Origin of the sequence: Vibrio sp. qd031 (genome assembly GCF_002100145.1) — a bacterium.
Classification (GTDB): Bacteria; Pseudomonadota; Gammaproteobacteria; order Enterobacterales; family Vibrionaceae; genus Vibrio.
The window spans coordinates 44,411-62,658 of record NZ_JXQD01000031.1 but is presented as its reverse complement, the minus strand read 5'-3'; the positions used below and the strand labels follow the sequence as shown (position 1 = coordinate 62,658).

The window sequence follows — 18,248 nt, the reverse complement described above, 5'->3', positions numbered from 1 at the left end:
CGTTCAGTATTTTAATACAGGCAGCTTGAGCGACAGGTCGCGCTCTCGCTGTTGCAAATTGTTCCATAAGCTCAACCGAGAAGAGTTTCCAGCAAGTTTTCCTGATGGGTTCTCTTTCATAATCCAAAGGTGCTGAGCATTAAAGCTGTAAATCGGCAGTAAATCGTTGCGAGCCGTCGCGGGCAGTACAGATTTGTTCAAGTTGTCCAATATGATTGGTACGGCACTAGGGGTGGAGTAGTAAGCCAACACCATATGAAATTGGTTAAGTTCTAATGCCTTTACGTAAATGAGGCGTAGTTTGTTGTCGGATACACCCAGTTCACGCAATGAAAAATATTTGGCGATAGTAAAATCTTCACAATCCCCTGCATTGGCGCCTAAAAACTCAAGCGGGGTCGCCCAGTAGTCACTCTGACCCCACAAGTCGATATCGTCGACAAAGTTGAGCTGATTAAAAAACTGATTCACCTGCTCAATTTGTTGCTGTTCTGGCTGCGAATGCAGGTCGGCAATTAAATTACGCCAAGCAGTGACTCGTCGACCTGCAGCCTCACCATAAAGCGACTCGACCGCGGATACCCACCTTTGCTCTTGCGTGTTTAGCGCTACAGTAAAGCTGCTTAATAACGCCAGTGATAGCCATATCCAAAAACGCAAAGGGTGTTCCTACTCTTTCAGCGCGTTGCTGCCGGTACTAATAATCGGCTTAAGCAAGTAATCGAGCAGAGTTCGTTTTCCGGTAATAATGTCTACGGTTGCCGTCATACCAGGGATGATTGGAAGCTCTCCCTGCTGGCCAAACTCTGTTTTGTCGGTGCGTATTCTGACCAAGTAGTAACTGTTACCTTCTTCGTCTTGAATAGTATCGGCGCTGATGTGTTCAAGTTGTCCTTGTAAGCCGCCATAGCGCGTAAAGTCATACGCTGAAAATTTCACAATAGCCGGTAATCCTGGGCGTAAAAAAGCGATGTCTTTGGGGAGTATGTTGGCTTCAACCAGTAAGGTATCTTCCGTTGGGACGATTTCTACAATGTCCATGCCAGGCTGAACCACGCCGCCCACGGTATTCACATACAGTTTCTTAATTGTGCCTGTTACCGGGGATATCACCGTGGTTCTGTTGACCTTGTCTTGCAGGCCAATGGTCGATTCGGTTAATGAAGACAATTCATCTTGAACGTTATTGAGTTTTTCTTGTTGCTCAGAACGAAAGTTTTGCGCCGCTTCTATGCGCGCAAATACCGCTTCACGACTGGCGGATTCAAGCACCGGTACGGTGAGTTGTGAAGAGGTGAGCTCTCGCTTAGTGTCGTTGACTTGACGCTGCAACTTTAATAATTCGACCTTAGGCACAATGCCTTCATCGGCTAACGGCTGAGTAAGCTCTAGCTCTGCCTGAGCAAACTGATAGCCCTCTTCTAAGCTACGAATGCGGGCTTTTATCTCAACGAGGTCTTGTTGTTTTTGAGCCACTTGCTGATCAAGACGACTGATTTGGTTACGTAAATTGAGGAGATCTTGGCGGTATTCCACTTTTTGACGAGCCGCAAGTTGAGGGTTTTCTCGTTCAAAAGAGGGAGGGAAAGCAAGCTTGTTTAGCTCGATGACAACACTTTCCTTCCAATTACTAAGGTTCACATCTTCGCTGATTTGCACACTGCTGACGGATGCAGAAAGTTGCAGAACGCTCGCCGTTAGGTTGAGAACCTGTTGTTCGCGTTCTCGAAAGTCTGATCGAAAGCGAGTGTCATCGATGAGCAACAGTTGTTGGCCCTCGACAACTTGAGTGCCCTCTCGAACTAGGATCTCTTTAACGACGCCGCCTTCCAGGTTTTGCACCACTTGCAACTGAGAGCTTGGGATCACTTTTCCAGAGCCCACGGTCACTTTGTCGATCTCTGCCCAGTGCGCCCAAGCAATCGCGCAGCCAAAAAACAGCACCAATATCCACAGTAAAATACGCGCGTGAGACGGGGTATTTAACAGAATTGCCGCGGTTTTGTCGTCGACAAATTCCAGTTCGTCTGAACTGAGCCGCTTAAGATCTTTTTTGTCCATATACTTCCATGTGCTCCCGTATGTCTACGGTGAAAAGTGGGTGGGCACTAACTAACTAGAGACAAGCCCGAACCGTGCTGCAAAGTACTCCTTAACTTTTACAGCACACCGTCTGATTTTACGAGGTTATCACACAAATGTTAAGTCGGGGTTGTACCAACGTGGCAGGTTTCTCATTCCAAAGGTCTATTTGGGAAAAAAAATAGACCGCAGCGGCGCTATTTAACGTTGAATGATTGATGCGTGCGCCATTTGTTGAATTGAACTTGTATTTAAAAACGCTTCACTCCACAATCCTAAGTAACAGAACTTCAATCACTTTGTGGCAAACAAGGCGCATATACAGCCTAGTTGCAGTACGCGAAAGTGCGTTGCAAGCGAACAACATCAATGGTATCGATTCACGCCCATACAGCAGGAGACATGGCATGAAACTAGCGGACATTCGTAGAGACTACCTACAAGGTGGGCTCCGCCGAGAAGACTTAACCGACGATCCGATCGAATTTTTCAATCATTGGTTAGAGCAGGCAGTGAAGGCGCAGTTAACGGATCCAACCGCCATGACAACCGCGACCGTCGACGAGAGAGGCATGCCGTTTCAACGTATTGTGCTACTCAAAAATGTCGACGCGCAGGGGTTTGTGTTTTACACCAACTTTGAAAGCCGCAAAGCCAAACATCTTCAAAACAATCCAAATATTAGTCTGCATTTCCCTTGGCACCCGTTAGAGCGACAAGTGCACATTACGGGGCGTGTAGAAAAACTCAGCGCCGCTGAAAATATGAAGTACTTTTTAAGTCGCCCCCACGAAAGCCAAATTGCAGCATGGGCCAGCAAACAAAGTTCACGCATTTCAGCACGGGGGGTGTTGGAGGGTAAGTTTTTGGAATTAAAGAAAAAATTCCAGAAAGGTGAAGTGCCTGTGCCGGCGTTTTGGGGCGGATATAGGGTGATACCAGAGTCGATAGAGTTTTGGCAAGGTGGCGCTCATCGCATGCATGATCGCTTTGTGTATACACGTGAAGACGATGCGTGGCAGATAGAGCGACTCGCGCCATAAAAACACCGATCTAACGCGACCATACCATTAGGAGACTCAAATGGATGACACTGCAGCTAAAATGACGTTAACAATTGAACCTATTCAGCCCGTTCACGACCAAGCTATTGCTGAGATTATTCGACAAGTGGGCGAGGAGTTTGGCGCGGTAGGGGATGGATTTGGTCCGTCAGATGCGGAAGTGGACCAAATGAGCCAACACTACAACCAAGCTAATAAGAGTGTTTACTATGTCGCACTCGTTGGCGACAAAGTGGTTGGCGGGTGTGGTGTGGCCGCTTTTGAGGGGGCGCCTAACCCAGAGACGTGTGAGCTCAGAAAACTGTTTATTTTACCTGAGTATCGCGCTCTAGGCTTGGGGAGAAAGCTGACAGCAATGTGTTTAGAATTTGCCGTGCAGCAAGGTTACACCCAATGCTATCTCGATACGTTATCGAGCATGTTATCGGCTATTCGTCTGTATCAAAAGTTTGGTTTCGAGCACCTCGACCAACCTATGCCCGGCACTATCCACAATGGGTGTGATGTGTGGATGCAGAAAACCCTATAATTTACCCTCGGACATCCACATCGTGAAGTTGTGTCTAGAGTAAAAACCCTTTAGGCTAGTTATCAGTATGTTAAATGAAAACAAGGACGCTGAGAGCTTCTGCTATGCCTAACTCATCATCGGTAAACCAACCTTGCGCTACGCACGCATTAGTAGTTGAAGGGGGCGCTATGCGTGGCATCTTTGCCACTGGCGTACTCGACGACTATTTAGACAGGGGATACAACCCTTTTGATTTCTGTATTGGGGTGTCTGCCGGGTCAACAGCGTTGGCGTCATGGCTGTCTGGGCAAAAACAACGTAACTACCGCATTATCACCCACTTCTCCTGTATGCCAGAGTTCATTAGCTTCAGGCGCTTTGTCAAAGGCGGTCACTGGTTAGATTTAGATTGGCTGTGGAATATATTAGCGACCGACTGCCCGTTCGATATGGACGCCTACAACCAGCAAAGTATGCCTTTTTATGTGGTGACCACCAACATCGCAACAGGAAAAGCCGAGTACCATCAAGGTGATAATGAAACATTGGAAGAGCTTTTAAAGGCGTCTTGCTCGGTCCCCTTGGCATTTCGCCGCTTTCCGAAACATCTTGGGCAGGAGATGACCGATGGCGGCATAGCCGATTCTATTCCGGTGATCAAAGCATACGAAATGGGGGCGAAGGAGATTACTGTTGTATTGTCGCGACCGCTCGGATATCGCAAAAAGCCTACTAAAGCCGGTTGGCTAGTCAAAGCGCTGTTAAAGCAGCAACCAGTGTTAGCCCAAGCTATGCTACGTCGCGCGCAAAACTATAATACTGCCATCGATTTTATTGAAAACCCTCCAGCAGATTGCAAAATCAATGTGATTGCACCACCGCCTGAATTTCGGGTTGGGAGGTTAACGACGGACGTGGAGATTTTGGAGGAGGGATATCAGATGGGCGTATCGGCAGCGAGAGCAGGTGCTGCGTAAGTTAAACTGTTTAGAACTAAAAAGTAATATCGGCGCAAAACGCGCCGATATTATTTGCTACATCGTCAATAGTTAAAACAAGTAGTTAATACCCGCGTAGTAGCTTCGTTCTTGACCCACAATGTATCCACCAAAGTCATCTTTAGAGTATGCGTACTCTTTGTCAAATAAGTTATCGACTTTGAAGGTGGTTTTTAACTTCGGAGTTATCCGGTAAGTTGCACCAAAATCAACTTTTAGGTAGGCGTCTAAGTCAACCTCATTGGTGACACAATTAAAGAATGCGTCACATATCCACTCGTTGTCTTTACGCTCTCCGATATATTGAGAGATCAAGACAAAATCGAATTTATCAAAGGTGTAGTTTGCCTGCCAGGTGTAATTTTGCTTAGCTCGTCTAATTAGTTGGGAACCGTCGCTTTCATCTACAGGGTCTTTTAGATCCGCTACTAACCTGTGATTTACATCACCAGTACTGAATGCAAGGTCCAATTCAATACCTTTAATTGTTGCGTTATCAATGTTTTCAGTATCATTACTTACAACGATTAGATCTTGAATTTTTGTATGGTAGGCGGTTGCAGACCAATCGAAACTGTTAACTTTACCCTTAAGCGAAAACTCTACTGAATCTGACTCTTGTGGTTTTAAGTCAGGGTTTCCAAACATGGGCCAATAGAGGTCGGCAAAAGTAGGCGCTACAAATGCAGTACCATAACTCGCCGACGCTGTTAAATACTCCGAAAAGTAGTAGCCTAACGCTGCGTTCCAAGTTGTATTACCACCGTAGGCACTGCTTTCATCATGGCGTAAACTTGCTTCAGCTAACACTGATTGATAATCGAATAGCGCACTGGCATAAATACCTGTGTTGTCCCTGTTAGTCTCATCAAAGTCGTTGTATATGCCTCCCAAGTGTGCCGATTCAGAGTAATGATCTAAGCCACCATTTACCGTTAGCCAGTTAGTGGCTAGGTAACTATTAAACCAAGAGAATGAAGTTCGTTTCGAATCGACAGTGGCTGGTGCGCTGCCATTATCAACAGGTGAAGTGCTACTATCACTGCTTGTGTAGTCCAAACTCAATGATGAGGTGTAATTGTCGCGAGCATATTGTAAGGCACTTGCTAAACCGGCTGATTCTTCTTCGTTTTTATCTTTCGATGTGTAGCCTTGGTATTCATCATAGTTTGACTGATAGTAACCATTTACGGCTAGTGACCATCGTTCAGTGAAGGTGTGCTCGATACCGCCGAAAAACGACTGGCTACTATAGCCGTAGTTTTCGTCTTCGCCACTACTGTAGGTGTCATAACCTTTGTCGGCTTCGCGGCTAGCAATGAAGTGGCCAAACGTGTTATCAGAGATTTGTCCAGAAGACTTCCAGCCTTGGAAATTGTAGTAGTTACTCCCACCAGCTAATTCTACTTCATGTTGCGATTGTTGAGACTCAGGAATGGTCGTGATTGCGATAACCCCCCCCATTGCATCCGAACCATATATTGCTGCACGCGGGCCTCGAATAACCTCAATCTTCTCGATTGCAAAAGCTGGAATCAGGCCGATCGAGGAAGTTCCGCTAGTCGATTTATTAACTCGAGCGCCGTTAACTAAGATTAGTGTCTTATTCGTTTCCGTTCCACGAAGAAATATTCCTGTAGACGAGGAACCTTTTGTTCCTTGCGGTACAATTTCTACACCTGGAAGGGTGGCTATAACATCGTAAACGCTATCTGCTTGCATTTTCTCAATATCTTCGCGCTCGATAATGTCAATCGAAGCCAAAACTGAGGTTTTTGGTTGTTCCATTCGGTTCGCGGCATACGAAATTTGGAGTTCAACGGGTTCATCAGATGTATCTTGAGCAAATACGAATGGGCTTGTAAAAAGTGGCGCACAAAGGCACAGCGATGCAACCTTGCTCGCTAAAGGTGTGATTTTCATTTTGTATCCTAAAATCGCGTAGTTTGAAGGGATATCCATCCCCGTTCACTGGTTGGTATTCGGACTTAAGAGCACGGGTGAATCACCCACCTTACGTTCCACTTCCCGCCTAATTTCCATAAGACAGTGTGCGAATGAACGCTTGTTCTCTATTACCGCTGCGCGTCAGTTCTGGAATTGCACCAGATTCCCTGTTAGATCCGTTTGTTGTGACAATCGGAGACCAGCGAAAGGCAGTGTAATAGTTAGACGTATGGATGTCTATTTATTTGTTTGAGTTGATGTTTTGGCGTTGAAATTACGCGTTTCGTGGGGGGAGGGTCAATGACTGAGTCATAGGGAAATGGCTTTGGTCGGTGAGTGACTGAATCAAAAAAGGCAGCCAGTGGCTGCCTTAACGACTATTTGTTGGTGTTGCGATTAAGAGTTCTGCTCAGCAAGATCAAGAGCTTGAGCATCTTCTTCTTCAATCAACGCATCCACAATCACAGCACAGGCTGCGTCACCGGTGATGTTCAATGCGGTGCGGATCATGTCAAATACACGGTCCAAAGCGAACAGCAGTGGTAGACCTTCAATTGGGATACCTGCTGCAATCAGTACTGCAACAACAAGGAAAGACGGACCAGGGACACCTGCTTGGCCAACAGCGCCTAGCGTCGACGTTAGAATGATCGCAACGTACGCGCCCATCGACAAGTCGATATTAAACAGCTGAGCAAAGAAGATAGCGACCAAGCCGTAGTAAATCGCGTTGCCCGACATGTTGATTGTCGCACCCAGTGGTAGTACGAAAGACGCCGTTGAATTGCGTACTTTAAGGTCGTGTTCAACCGCGTCCATAGTCACAGGCAGAGTGGCCATAGAAGATGCTGTAGACAGGGCGACCGCTTGCGGCTTTTTCATTACCGACAAGAACTTCTTCGCCGATGTTTTGGTAAAGATTTGCACCATAAGAGGGTAAGCGACAAAACCAAAGATTAAGATCGCTGCGACGTAAACAACAAATAGCTTGAATACCACCATCAACGCGCCAAAACCAAAGGTGCCAACCGCTTCTGCCATCAGGCCAAATACGCCAAGAGGAGCAATGATCATCACTTTGTTGATCATCCATACCATTGCATCAACAACGGTGTTTACACCGCTGATAATCGGATCGCGTTTCTCTTTTGTTTGTTTTGATAGCGCAATACCGAAGAATAGGCAGAACACTAAGATTTGAAGAATATTCGCTTCATTGAGAGACTGGAAAATGTTGGTTGGGATCATACCAATAACGGTCGCCCAAAATGTAGGTAGCTCTCCTTGAGACGCATATTCTGCTGAGAACATGTTCTCGATGCCAGCGATGTCGATGTTAACACCTGGCTTAAACACTTCACCCATAACTAGGGCTAACGCAACCGCTAAAGCACTGGTGAGTGCAAAGTAGCCTAGAGTCACAACGCCCACTTTACCGGCAGATTGACTGTTACCCAATCCAGCTGCACCAGAAATTAGCGCAACGGCGACCAGCGGGATCACTAGCATTTTAATTAAGCTGATAAAGATAGCACCAAGAGGGGCAAAAACAGCCGCAGTTTCGCCCATGAGAGCACCGACGAGAGTACCCACAATCATCGCGATGACGACTTGAACTCCGATATTGTTGAGATATCGTTTTTTATTGATCATTATTGTACCTTGTGTTGTGATTATGCAAATAAATAGTTAATTAAACCTATTTTTTTATATTTTATGGTTTAAAAGTTCGCACAGATTCTTTCAGCTTATAGAATGTTGTGCAGTGCGGAAGCTCACACTTTTTATAGGTTGATAGAATAAAAACGGGATTGAGGGCAATTTCTGAGTTGTTTTTAGGGGGGGGGCGTTGGGGATGAGTGGGAGTTGGTAAGAAAGAAAAGGCCTTTCATCACAATGAAAGGCCTTAATTGAATTAAACGTGAACTAAATGGTAGCGCTAATTAATTTCTCGCACTAAGCGTAAGCCTAAGAAATTCGCGCCAGAGTTAGGGTTCACATACAGCTGCTCTGATGCTGTTGCTTTGCTTGGTGCAAAGCTCCATGCGCCCCCTTTAGCAACGCCTTCTGGAGAATTAGTCCATTCCCATACGTTGCCGACCGTGTCGTAGAGGCCCCAAGCGTTCGCGCTGAAGCTTTTTACCGGAGAGCTGCTAAGGTTTGACCAATTAGTTCCGCCCCAGCCTGTGTTGGCTCGGCTCGTTCCAAACTCGTCGCCCCACCAATATTGCGTGTCGCTTCCCGCTCGTGCCGCAACTTCCCATTCGTACACAGTCGGTAAGCGATACTTAAATCCCGTTTGGCTTGACAGCCATGAGGCATAAGTCTGTGCGTCAGTCCGTGATAGGCAAACAACCGGAGAGTCTCCTTGTTGTTTAAAACCAGGGCTGCGCCAGCTACTGTTCACTTTTGGCGTCAGTGTGCTAGTGGCAAACTCTAGGCAGCTTTTGTTCACTTCTGGATCGGTTTGGTAACCGGCTTCTTCGACAAATCGACCAAATTGAGCCACGGTGACAGGAGCTTGACCAATCGCATACGAGCGCTTAATGAGGGCTGTTTCACTGGCGTTGTCACCGACAGCGTATTCACCACGTTGGATCACTACCATGGTTGGGCCGTTACTTTTATCTTTGAGTTTGTCCGCAAACGTCTTGCCAGATTTTGGCAGGTTACTGTGTTCGCGTAAAACCGCACGCAACGTATGATCCGTTCGAATAGTGAGGTCTTGGTTAAACGACTTATAGCCTTCTTTGGAAACGGTAACGCGGTGGATACCTACAGGAAGCATCACGTCAATGGGTGTGCTTCCGTAAGACACACCATCAACCCACACTTGATCATCGTATTGGTTTGAACGAATCGTTAGATTGACCCACTGAACTTCTTGGCTTTGGCTTGTTTCGTTACTGTTATTACTTGGTGCAAAGCAGTATCGAGACTCTACGTCCAATAGGCGACATGGTGCATTGGTTGCAAGTCGAGTTTCCAATCGAATATCAAGTTCAGTGCGGTACTTGTTATCACCAAATAACTGGGCCTGTTTTACGTCTTTACCGACAACGTGGATATTGAGAGAGGCTTCTCCCAAGTGACGTTTAACCTGCTTGGTTTCGGTGGTGGCTGAGATCAGTTTGTCTTGATACTGGCTCACCGCTTTTTGAACCGCAAGGGTTTGGCTTTGATCAGCACACTGAGCGATCGTCATTGACGTGTCGCAGTCGTGAGTAAAATCGACGTTTGCGATTTCTCCAGTGCTAAGCTCTGTTCTTAATCGAGTCACGCGAGCACGGATGTGCTCTTCTTTGACTTGCTCAAGCGCCTCGAGGTTTCGTTTTTGCTGAGCTTGAGCAAGCAGTAACGACGCCGTTAACTCATGGACTTGATGTTGGTTATTAAGTACCGATTGCTGGTGGTCTTTAATGGCTTCCCAAGTCTGTTGGTAAGCACGCTGGGACGCGGCAATATCGAGGTCGGGCTCTTCAAGCATACGCGCATAGTCGCGATCCAAATTAGTCTGTGCAGACTGACGTCGCTTCTCAAGTTCTATGGCTTCATTTTTGAGACGTGACTGTTTACTCTTGGCGTTATCAAGAGATTGCTTGATTAAGTCGAGCTCGGTACCGGTACTGGTAACTTCCGCTTGTTGTTGTTCAATGGCAAGCAGTGCTTGAGCGACCGGATCGACGGATTGAGTCGTCTCTTCTGCCGCATTGACGCTTGCTGCACCACATAAAAGCAGTGCACTACATAGTGCTGATAATCCTTGGCGCATGTTCCAATAGCTAAACGAAAGTTGAATATCCCGTATTCTATACAAAATCGCCACTAGGTCACAACGTGCAATCGATGCAGATGTGAACATAGTGGCGTTAGAAGCGCAAAAGTCTCTGTTTTAGAAGGGCTAACCTTCTTTAGACGGTGATAATTTCACCCAAATGGTGTCGTTACCATTTACACTTACTTTACGGTTGTATGTTTCGTAACCATCTTTTGTAACAGAAATCTGATGCTGACCCGATGGCAGTACAATTTCAACCGGCGTGCTGCCGTAACTGACACCATTAATCGTGACACGATCGTTATACTGATCAGAACGAACAGTAATGTTCGCCCACTCTTTGTCATTTTTCTTCGTCTGGGTGCTGTTGTTTAAGCAGTAGCGATTTGCCACGTTGAGTAACGTACATGCGGCCGTAGTATCTGGCTTGGCTTGCAGTTGAGCTTGTAGCTCTGTGTAGTAACCATTGCTTCCGGTAAAACCGCTGGTCAAAAACTGGCTTTCTTGAATATGAATATTCAGCTGCACACCTTCAATATGTTGCTTAGCAAGATTGGTTTCGGTGAGCTTGGCAATCAACTGGGTTTTGAATTCGTTAACCGCTTTTTGTTTGTTGAGATGACGTCCTTGGTTACTACATTCACCTAGGGTCATCGTACTTGAACAGGTTGTTTGGTAGCTAGTCTCAACAACAGAGCTTTCACGCAATTCACTGTTGATGCGTTTAACTCGTGCCCCCACTTTTGCTTCGCGTAGGTTTTCTAGTTCGCTGTAGAGACGCGCTTTTTTCTGCTTAGTTTGGCTAACCTTGAGTTCGCTTTCGGCTATTTTTTGCTTGGTTTCAAGCTGTAGACGTTGGTTCTCTTTAATTTGAGCCCATGTCTCTTGATAGCGTTTTTGAAAGCTAGAGAGATCGACATCTGGATCTTCGAGAAGGCGAGCGTACTGCTTGTCGAGTTCTGATTTTGCACGGTTTAGGCGCGTTTCTAGATCATTGTATTGACGACTTAAGATGACGCTATTTTGTTGCAGTTCGCTGAGGGCGTCAGCTTCTTGAGCGACTACCGCATCGATTGCGACGATATCAGTTCTTTTTTGTTCAATATCTTGCGTAATTGCGGAAACCGGATCTACAGGAGAGCGGTTCTCAGTGGCAGCATAGCTGGTCGCGGTTAGCGTGGATAACAGCGCAACAAGCAGCGCTGACTGTCGACATCTCATCATAGTTCCTTGCCAAAATATGTCATTATTAGTTATTTTTTAACGGCCGATAGCAATAGTCATCATCCAATTGATGGTCATTGCCAGTCAAGCTGAAAGTAAATAGTAGAAGCAAATAATATACCACTAATATTCATACTAATGGGTGTAAAAGTTCTAAACTGATCGATTGAGTAAATCCTTTTTTAAGGGGGTTGAGCAAGCGTTTACCGTAATTAGTGTGCGCTTGATCATTCTTCCATAGATTAGAAGTAAAAAAGTCTTAACCAGATCGCTCTGTTTAGGGTTTGATGCACACTATACGGTGAATAGCTTTCAAAATACAGTATGCTGCAACGACTTCCTTTAATCGATTTGATCACGCTACCAGAACAGGCCCATTCTCATCATCACGAGCACTCGCAAGTGGTGGTTGGATTAGAAGGGGTGTCGTTGATGGAAGTGAATGGTGAGCCAAGGCAAATCTTGCCTGGGCAAGGCTGTGCCGTGGATGCGTTTTTGCCGCATCAGTATGCGGCCCTGTCGGACGATTCTCGAATTTTGGTGCTTAATCAGCCGGGAGTGACCTCCTCATTGGGTGATACGCATTCACCAGCCTTTTTTCAACTCGATGCTCAAGTGCAGCAACTCATTGCCATGTTGTTGGCGCAAACGCGCAGTGATCCTAGTGACGCTATTCTGCTGCAAACCTGTCAGCAAACAATGCTGACTCTTGTCGCGCGCCGTAGCCAAACTTTTGAGCGTCAGTTTAGAGAGTCTAAGCTCGATATTTTGGTCATCGAAGCTTACGTTCGACGACATTTGGGGAGCAAACTCACGGTTCCACAACTTGCTGCATTGGTGTATCTGAGCGACAGCCAGTTTTACACCCGTTTTAAGCAGCAAATGGGCATTACACCAGCGCATTATGTCTCTCAGTTACGTATTGAAGAGGTTAAGCAGTGTTTGCTGCTGACCGATCTACCTCTGTCTCAAATAGCCCAGCAATGCGGTTACAGTAGCCAAAGCGCGATGACCAATAGCTTTAAAAAAGCGGTTGGGGTGACACCGGCAAAATTCCAATCACTCATTCCTACATCTGCCAACAAATTGCCATAGTTGTGAGCAAAATGTGAGAGGTTGTTCTAGGTTTGTTAGGTTGTGAAGAATATTGCAATCATGGCCGAGAATTTTGCAATTTTACGCGTTGCTATCCAATTACACTGCGTCTCACGACACTAACGTGCCACGCCCTGCAAAAGGGCAACAATTGGCGCGCATAAATTACTGTGAGGAGTTGACATGTTTACTGCATCGCATTTGCTTGCACCAGGGTATTTTGACCAGTCATCGAGTAGCGATTTGGTTCAATCTTTGTGGCAACAAATCTCTCCAATGTACAGCGTTGATGAATCGGCGTGGTTACAGCAACTGATCCCCGTAGCAACACCCACTGAAGACGAAAGTCAGACTATAGCGCTTTCTACGACTCGTTTGATTGAAGCAATCCGTGCAGATAAAAACGCCATTCAGATGATTGATGCACTGTTGTTGGAATATAGTCTGGATACCCAGGAGGGCATTTTATTGATGTGCCTTGCTGAAGCATTAATGCGCATCCCCGACAAAGCCACGGCAGATGCACTCATTAAAGATAAGCTGACAGTTGCAGATTGGAAGTCGCATCTTAAACGCTCCGACTCTGTATTCGTCAATGCCTCCACCTGGGGTCTAATGTTGACCGGCAAAGTCGTGGGTATTGCTCCTCAGGGCAACGCTTCAGCCAGTTCGGCTCTCGGCGGTTTGGTCAATAAGCTTTCTGAGCCTGTAGTCAGAAAGGCGATGCAACAAGCAATGAAAATAATGGGGCACCAGTTTGTCCTTGGCCGCACAATCGCTGAAGCCCAATCCAACGGCAAATCGGCGATGAAAAAGGGCCAAACCTACTCGTACGATATGTTGGGGGAAGCGGCTCTCACCGAGCAGGATTCGAAGAAATATTATGATGCGTATTTGGGTGCGATCGACGAAGTCGGTGCGCATACGAGGCAGCATCAGGTTGATCCTGCCCCTTCGGTTTCTATAAAACTGTCAGCGCTGCATCCTCGTTATGAAGTGGCTTGCGAAGCGCGAGTCATGGACGAATTATTTAGCACATTATTGAGCCTTGTTAAGCGGGCGATTGCACAAGATGTTGCTATCACCATTGACGCAGAAGAAGCCGATAGGCTCGAGCTCAGTTTACGTCTGTTTGAAAAAGTCTATAGAAATGAAGCGGTTCGGCGCTGGGGTAAGCTGGGCTTGGTGGTTCAGGCATATTCTAAACGTGCACTTCCTGTGTTGGCTTGGCTAACGGCACTGGCAAAAGAGATGGGCGACACCATTCCAGTGCGGTTGGTGAAAGGTGCCTATTGGGACAGTGAAATAAAATGGTCTCAGCAAGCGGGTTATCACAATTACCCCGTATTTACGCGCAAAGAAGGGACGGATGTCTCCTATTTAGCGTGTGCTCGTTTTCTATTGAGTGACTCGGTTCGAGGTGCGCTATTTCCGCAATTCGCCAGTCACAATGCACACACGGTCAGTGCCATAGCGTCAATGGCTAAACACGGTGACTATGAATTTCAACGACTGCATGGCATGGGAGAGGCGTTATACGAACATGCTATTGCGGCGTATGAACAGCGCGTTCGAATTTATGCACCTGTCGGCAGCCATAAAGACCTATTGCCCTACTTGGTGCGTCGACTATTGGAAAATGGTGCCAATAGCTCTTTTGTCCATCGACTCGTTGATGCGACATGCCCCATTGAAGAGTTGACCGAACATCCAGTCACAGCAATCGAGCGTCAGAGCCAGCTATTCAATGACAAGATCCCACTTCCACTAGAGATCTTTGAAGATAGAAAAAATTCTAGAGGCATCAATATCGATGTAGATAGTGAGCGCTTACCTTTTGAGCGCAGTGTCGAACACTTTTTAGGTCATCATTGGCAGGCGTGTTCAATTGTAAATGGTGTGGCCAATCACGAAAGCATGATCAAGGAAGAGCACGCGAGTATTGATGTCTGCGCGCCGTTTGATCGTCGAGTAAAAGTGGGGCGTTGGACACCGGCTAACCTTGATCATGTTTCCGAAGCTTTTGACCTTGCTCAGTCTTATCAGCCAACTTGGAATAGCACGCCTCGACAACAACGAAGTGCGTTACTCGATCAACTCGCCAACAAGCTAGAAGAACATATGGAAGAGTTGGTCGCCCTATGTCATATGGAAGCCGGAAAAACCATTCATGACAGTATTGATGAAGTGAGAGAAGCGGTCGATTTTTGTCGTTACTACGCCAATCAATCGCTAAAGCTAACGCCGGAAGTTATGGCTTCATTTGATGGAACGACTCGCACGATGCATTACGATGGCCGAGGAGTGTTTGTGTGTATCAGTCCATGGAATTTCCCGCTAGCGATATTTTTGGGGCAAATTAGTGCAGCACTAGTCACAGGCAACACTGTCGTTGCAAAACCTGCAGAGCAAACCAGTTTGATCGCTTTTCGCACTGTTGAGCTTATGTTAGAAGTTGGCTTTCCTAAACAGGCCATCCAATTGATTCTTGGAAGTGGCAGGGAGTTGGGGCAGTCACTCACATCCAATCTAAGTGTCGCGGGCGTGGCATTTACCGGTTCCACTCAAACTGCGCAAGCAATCAACCGCAGTTTGAGTGCACGAGGAGTCGGTAGTGTCCCTCTGATTGCTGAAACCGGTGGCCAAAATGCGATGATTGTCGACAGCACGGCCTTACCAGAACAAGTTGTTCAAGATGCTGTTCGATCGGCGTTTGCATCGGCTGGCCAGCGCTGCTCAGCGCTGCGTGTCTTATATGTACAAGAAGATATCGCTCCAAGAATAGAGACCTTAATTAAAGGTGCAATGGAGCAGTTGAGCATTGGCATCCCATATCATCATTCAACGGATGTTGGACCGGTCATTGATAACGCGGCAAAACAGAAACTGCTGCAACACATTCAACACCATCAACACAGCGTGATTGCTCAGTTAGAGATCGGTGATGTCTGCGCGCAGGGTGATTTTGTCCCACCAACAGTGATTCGCTTAGATTCTATTGCCCAACTGGAACAAGAGATGTTTGGCCCAATCATGCACATCATTCACTTTAAATCGGATCAGTTGCCCCAAGTGGTCGACGCAATCAATCAGACAGGCTTCGGCCTGACATTGGGTGTTCACAGCCGAAATGAAACCACGTATCGCTGGATAGAAAGACACGCTCGGGTTGGAAACTGCTACATCAATAGAGATCAGGTGGGAGCGGTTGTTGGTGTCCAGCCCTTTGGCGGGCAGGGATTGTCTGGGACTGGCCCTAAAGCGGGTGGCCCGAGATACTTAGCGCGTTTTAGTGCAAGTCGTTGGCAGTAATTGGAGATCTATTATGAATAATACCCTTATTAAGACCGATGCGGCGAGTGCATTTCAGACTTGGTATTTAGTGGACATTGACGCTCGCATTGAGTTAGTGGCGAAATCCTTCCTTGAACACGCAGTGTGTGGCGACGCTGCGATAGCGAAGTTACGCCACGACATCGAGGCTTTTGTGAGTAAGACGCTGCGAATGCCTGGCCCAACTGGCGAAAGCAATGAGCTTTACACACAAGGGCGTGGTGTGGCATTGATTGGTGATTTTACAGTCGACGGTAACTCTTTAGCCGTGGTTGTGCATGCGGCTATTGCTCTGATGACCGGCAACACGACATTAGTTGCCACCGATTCTGAGGAACTATCAGGCAGATTAAAGTCTATAGGGTTAGACTTTCCGCAGGGTGTGTTGCAGGTGGTATCGGTTGAAGATTGGGTGCAATTATGCGACGAAAATATTGCCGTCGTTACGTTGGTGGGAGAGCAAGCACCAACCAACGATATTGCGTCAGTATTGGCAGGCAATACAGGGGCGATAACGTCGGTTATTGAAGACTCGGGTCATCTGGACTCACCGCTGCTCAATGACCCGAGGTTAAGTTTTCGTTATATCACAGAATGCACTCGCACCATAAATGTTACGGCGGTTGGGGGTAATGCCACCTTATTGGAGCTGAGCCACTAAGATTTTTCTAGTACTTTAGTTGAGGAGATGCCTTGCCGCTGGCAGGGCATATTTTGGTCATAGTTTGAACGTGATGATGATCAATGTTTAACTGGTAAGTCCAGCTGATTTGGCGAGAAAGTACACAGTTTTGATACTTTAGTGGTACAAAACCAAAGCAATTTAATAGAGTAGTTCGAATAACTGATAAATTGAAAGATAAGTCGAGAGGAAGCGATGCCTCAACTATTTTGCTGCGAATGTGAGCGTGAAACTCAGCACAAATCTCTGGTAAAGCGAAAGTTAACACCAAAATCTGCAACGTTTTTGTCGTTACTTACATTTGGCTCAAGTAAGTTTGACGACAACGACGAGTTTGTTCATCGCTATTTTTGCCGAGAATGTAATCAGCAAACCAGTTTAGAAAATCAGTCAAGATCACACTTGATTAGTCAAGCGATTGTCGATGTAAAGTAATGAATTTAAAAATAAAAAAGCAGCCAATGGCTGCTTTTTTCATGGGTGATTGCTAAGCTTATGCTGCTGACGACAAATCTACCGAGAACTCTTCACCATCTAGCTGTACTGGCCAGCCGTATGAGCTGTACTCTTCCGCTAGTGCTACGGCGATTTCTTTAGAAACAGTTACTGTATTCCAAGACCCAATTCCCAACGGAATGTACGACAATGTTGCTTTAATCATTTTCCTTACCCTCGCAAAAAATCTTCCTAGTTATTATTATGCGCCTTACCCTAAGGGTAACTTCTTACACTTTACACATACAGTATTGACTTTTTTCTGACACGAGGCTTTCTAAATTAGCTCAAAAGATTGATTAGAAAGCACACATTTGTCAGCATTTAGTATCTATCTGGTATTGAATAATAAGATCATTGATACGCTGAAGACCTTATATACCGTGGTGTGATCGAGATCTTACATTTGTTCACACTTATCTTAGTGAATGCTAATGCTATGTTTCAATTTAGCTCACGCTATACGGTATAGAATCAATTTTCAAATTTGGCTCATAACAGGATAATATGTAAGCAATTATTGCGCCGAAACTATGGGGTTTGATCGGATGAAATTGGACAGAGTTGATAAACAAATATTGAGGTTATTGCATAAACAGGGGCGAATGCCTGTGGTTGAATTGGCGAAAGCGGTAAACCTGACCACGTCCCCATGTTCTGAGCGAGTAAAGCGTTTAGAAAAAGAGGGCTACATTATTGGCTACCATGCACAATTGAACCCAGAAAAGTTAGGTATGGATGTGCAAGTATTCATACACATACGATTAGATCAAAATAACTTCTCGATTTTTCAAAAGTTTTCTGATGCGGTAGCGGTGCTGCCCGAAATAGAATCTTGTTATTCTTTGTCTGGCGACTTTGACACCATGATAAAGGTAAGAGTAAAAAATATGCGTGCTTACCAAGCGTTTATGGCTCACAAGTTGCCGACCTTGCCCGGCGTGATTCAGACCCGCAGTGAGTTTGTGATTGAAGAGCACAAAACCAGTTTTGGTGTGAATGTGGATGTGTTGGATCTCGATCAATAAAGCCCGCACGC

At 46.2% G+C, this 18,248-nt stretch carries 15 protein-coding genes and 1 riboswitch; of the genes, 8 read left to right on the top strand and 7 right to left on the bottom strand.

All coding sequences use genetic code 11. The features are described from left to right. Nucleotides 1–3: 3 nt before the first annotated feature. Complete coding sequence (locus ST37_RS17655; RefSeq protein WP_084888865.1) at nt 4–660, bottom strand: transglutaminase-like cysteine peptidase; 657 nt, start codon at nt 658–660, stop codon at nt 4–6. A gap of 9 nt (nt 661–669) precedes the next feature. Further along, on the bottom strand, nt 670–2,061 hold the full coding sequence (locus tag ST37_RS17650; RefSeq protein WP_084888863.1) for an HlyD family type I secretion periplasmic adaptor subunit: 1,392 nt from the start codon (nt 2,059–2,061) through the stop codon (nt 670–672). A 428-nt stretch (nt 2,062–2,489) separates the two neighbouring features. Here ST37_RS17650 and pdxH point away from each other — a divergent pair, with 428 nt between their 5' ends. From pdxH to ST37_RS17635, 3 genes are all read left to right on the top strand, one after another. Then, the gene (gene pdxH / locus ST37_RS17645) at nt 2,490–3,125 is read left to right on the top strand and encodes a pyridoxamine 5'-phosphate oxidase (RefSeq protein ID WP_084888861.1); all 636 of its coding nucleotides are present in this window, start codon (nt 2,490–2,492) and stop codon (nt 3,123–3,125) included. A gap of 61 nt (nt 3,126–3,186) precedes the next feature. Next, nucleotides 3,187–3,675 carry a GNAT family N-acetyltransferase gene (locus tag ST37_RS17640; RefSeq protein WP_084888936.1) on the top strand — a complete coding sequence of 163 codons (489 nt, stop codon included), beginning with the start codon at nt 3,187–3,189 and terminating at the stop codon, nt 3,673–3,675. A 104-nt stretch (nt 3,676–3,779) separates the two neighbouring features. Beyond that, a complete protein-coding gene (locus tag ST37_RS17635) occupies nt 3,780–4,634 on the top strand; it encodes a patatin family protein (RefSeq protein ID WP_084888859.1) in 855 nt (284 codons plus the stop codon). 72 nt (nt 4,635–4,706) lie between these two features. Here the strand turns inward: ST37_RS17635 and ST37_RS17630 are convergent, their stop codons facing one another. The 4 genes from ST37_RS17630 to ST37_RS17615 all read right to left on the bottom strand — a co-directional run bounded on the left by ST37_RS17630 (nt 4,707) and on the right by ST37_RS17615 (nt 11,604). Further along, nucleotides 4,707–6,578, bottom strand: a complete 1,872-nt coding sequence (locus ST37_RS17630) for a TonB-dependent receptor (RefSeq protein WP_172401035.1) — start codon at nt 6,576–6,578, stop codon at nt 4,707–4,709. A 32-nt stretch (nt 6,579–6,610) separates the two neighbouring features. Beyond that, nucleotides 6,611–6,821, bottom strand: a riboswitch (cobalamin riboswitch). A 177-nt stretch (nt 6,822–6,998) separates the two neighbouring features. Further along, nucleotides 6,999–8,255, bottom strand: a complete 1,257-nt coding sequence (locus ST37_RS17625; protein WP_084888855.1) for a dicarboxylate/amino acid:cation symporter — start codon at nt 8,253–8,255, stop codon at nt 6,999–7,001. Nucleotides 8,256–8,541: 286 nt separating this feature from the next. Beyond that, nucleotides 8,542–10,374 (bottom strand): formylglycine-generating enzyme family protein, encoded by a 1,833-nt coding sequence (locus ST37_RS17620; protein ID WP_172401034.1) that lies wholly within the window; start codon nt 10,372–10,374, stop codon nt 8,542–8,544. A gap of 129 nt (nt 10,375–10,503) precedes the next feature. After that, a complete protein-coding gene (locus tag ST37_RS17615; protein ID WP_084888850.1) occupies nt 10,504–11,604 on the bottom strand; it encodes a PEGA domain-containing protein in 1,101 nt (366 codons plus the stop codon). Nucleotides 11,605–11,928: 324 nt separating this feature from the next. Here ST37_RS17615 and ST37_RS17610 point away from each other — a divergent pair, with 324 nt between their 5' ends. From ST37_RS17610 to ST37_RS17595, 4 genes are all read left to right on the top strand, one after another. Continuing rightward, nucleotides 11,929–12,699 (top strand): AraC family transcriptional regulator, encoded by a 771-nt coding sequence (locus ST37_RS17610; RefSeq protein ID WP_084888848.1) that lies wholly within the window; start codon nt 11,929–11,931, stop codon nt 12,697–12,699. 183 nt (nt 12,700–12,882) lie between these two features. After that, on the top strand, nt 12,883–16,011 hold the full coding sequence (gene putA / locus ST37_RS17605) for a bifunctional proline dehydrogenase/L-glutamate gamma-semialdehyde dehydrogenase PutA (protein ID WP_084888846.1): 3,129 nt from the start codon (nt 12,883–12,885) through the stop codon (nt 16,009–16,011). Nucleotides 16,012–16,024: 13 nt separating this feature from the next. Then, on the top strand, nt 16,025–16,693 hold the full coding sequence (locus ST37_RS17600) for a hypothetical protein (protein ID WP_084888844.1): 669 nt from the start codon (nt 16,025–16,027) through the stop codon (nt 16,691–16,693). A gap of 216 nt (nt 16,694–16,909) precedes the next feature. Further along, nucleotides 16,910–17,149 (top strand): hypothetical protein, encoded by a 240-nt coding sequence (locus ST37_RS17595; RefSeq protein WP_084888842.1) that lies wholly within the window; start codon nt 16,910–16,912, stop codon nt 17,147–17,149. Nucleotides 17,150–17,207: 58 nt separating this feature from the next. On the opposite strand, the gene ST37_RS20070 is transcribed toward ST37_RS17595, so the two are convergent. After that, nucleotides 17,208–17,375: a hypothetical protein gene (locus ST37_RS20070; protein ID WP_172401033.1), complete on the bottom strand. Its 168-nt coding sequence runs from the start codon at nt 17,373–17,375 to the stop codon at nt 17,208–17,210. Between the two features lie 382 nt (nt 17,376–17,757). On the opposite strand from ST37_RS20070, the gene ST37_RS17590 reads away from it, so the two are divergent. Next, complete coding sequence (locus ST37_RS17590; protein WP_084888840.1) at nt 17,758–18,237, top strand: Lrp/AsnC family transcriptional regulator; 480 nt, start codon at nt 17,758–17,760, stop codon at nt 18,235–18,237. The last annotated feature ends 11 nt before the right edge of the window (nt 18,238–18,248 follow it).

Excerpts from the sequence above, each read along its gene's own strand:
- ST37_RS17650 (WP_084888863.1), bottom strand. The coding sequence starts at position 2,061 with ATGGACAAAAAAGATCTTAAGCGGCTCAGTTCAGACGAACTGGAATTT.
- pdxH (WP_084888861.1), top strand. The coding sequence starts at position 2,490 with ATGAAACTAGCGGACATTCGTAGAGACTACCTACAAGGTGGGCTCCGC.
- ST37_RS17640 (WP_084888936.1), top strand. The coding sequence starts at position 3,187 with ATGACGTTAACAATTGAACCTATTCAGCCCGTTCACGACCAAGCTATT.
- ST37_RS17635 (WP_084888859.1), top strand. The coding sequence starts at position 3,780 with ATGCCTAACTCATCATCGGTAAACCAACCTTGCGCTACGCACGCATTA.
- ST37_RS17630 (WP_172401035.1), bottom strand. The coding sequence starts at position 6,578 with ATGAAAATCACACCTTTAGCGAGCAAGGTTGCATCGCTGTGCCTTTGT.
- ST37_RS17625 (WP_084888855.1), bottom strand. The coding sequence starts at position 8,255 with ATGATCAATAAAAAACGATATCTCAACAATATCGGAGTTCAAGTCGTC.
- ST37_RS17620 (WP_172401034.1), bottom strand. The coding sequence starts at position 10,374 with ATGCGCCAAGGATTATCAGCACTATGTAGTGCACTGCTTTTATGTGGT.
- ST37_RS17615 (WP_084888850.1), bottom strand. The coding sequence starts at position 11,604 with ATGATGAGATGTCGACAGTCAGCGCTGCTTGTTGCGCTGTTATCCACG.
- ST37_RS17610 (WP_084888848.1), top strand. The coding sequence starts at position 11,929 with ATGCTGCAACGACTTCCTTTAATCGATTTGATCACGCTACCAGAACAG.
- putA (WP_084888846.1), top strand. The coding sequence starts at position 12,883 with ATGTTTACTGCATCGCATTTGCTTGCACCAGGGTATTTTGACCAGTCA.
- ST37_RS17600 (WP_084888844.1), top strand. The coding sequence starts at position 16,025 with ATGAATAATACCCTTATTAAGACCGATGCGGCGAGTGCATTTCAGACT.
- ST37_RS17595 (WP_084888842.1), top strand. The coding sequence starts at position 16,910 with ATGCCTCAACTATTTTGCTGCGAATGTGAGCGTGAAACTCAGCACAAA.
- ST37_RS20070 (WP_172401033.1), bottom strand. The coding sequence starts at position 17,375 with ATGATTAAAGCAACATTGTCGTACATTCCGTTGGGAATTGGGTCTTGG.
- ST37_RS17590 (WP_084888840.1), top strand. The coding sequence starts at position 17,758 with ATGAAATTGGACAGAGTTGATAAACAAATATTGAGGTTATTGCATAAA.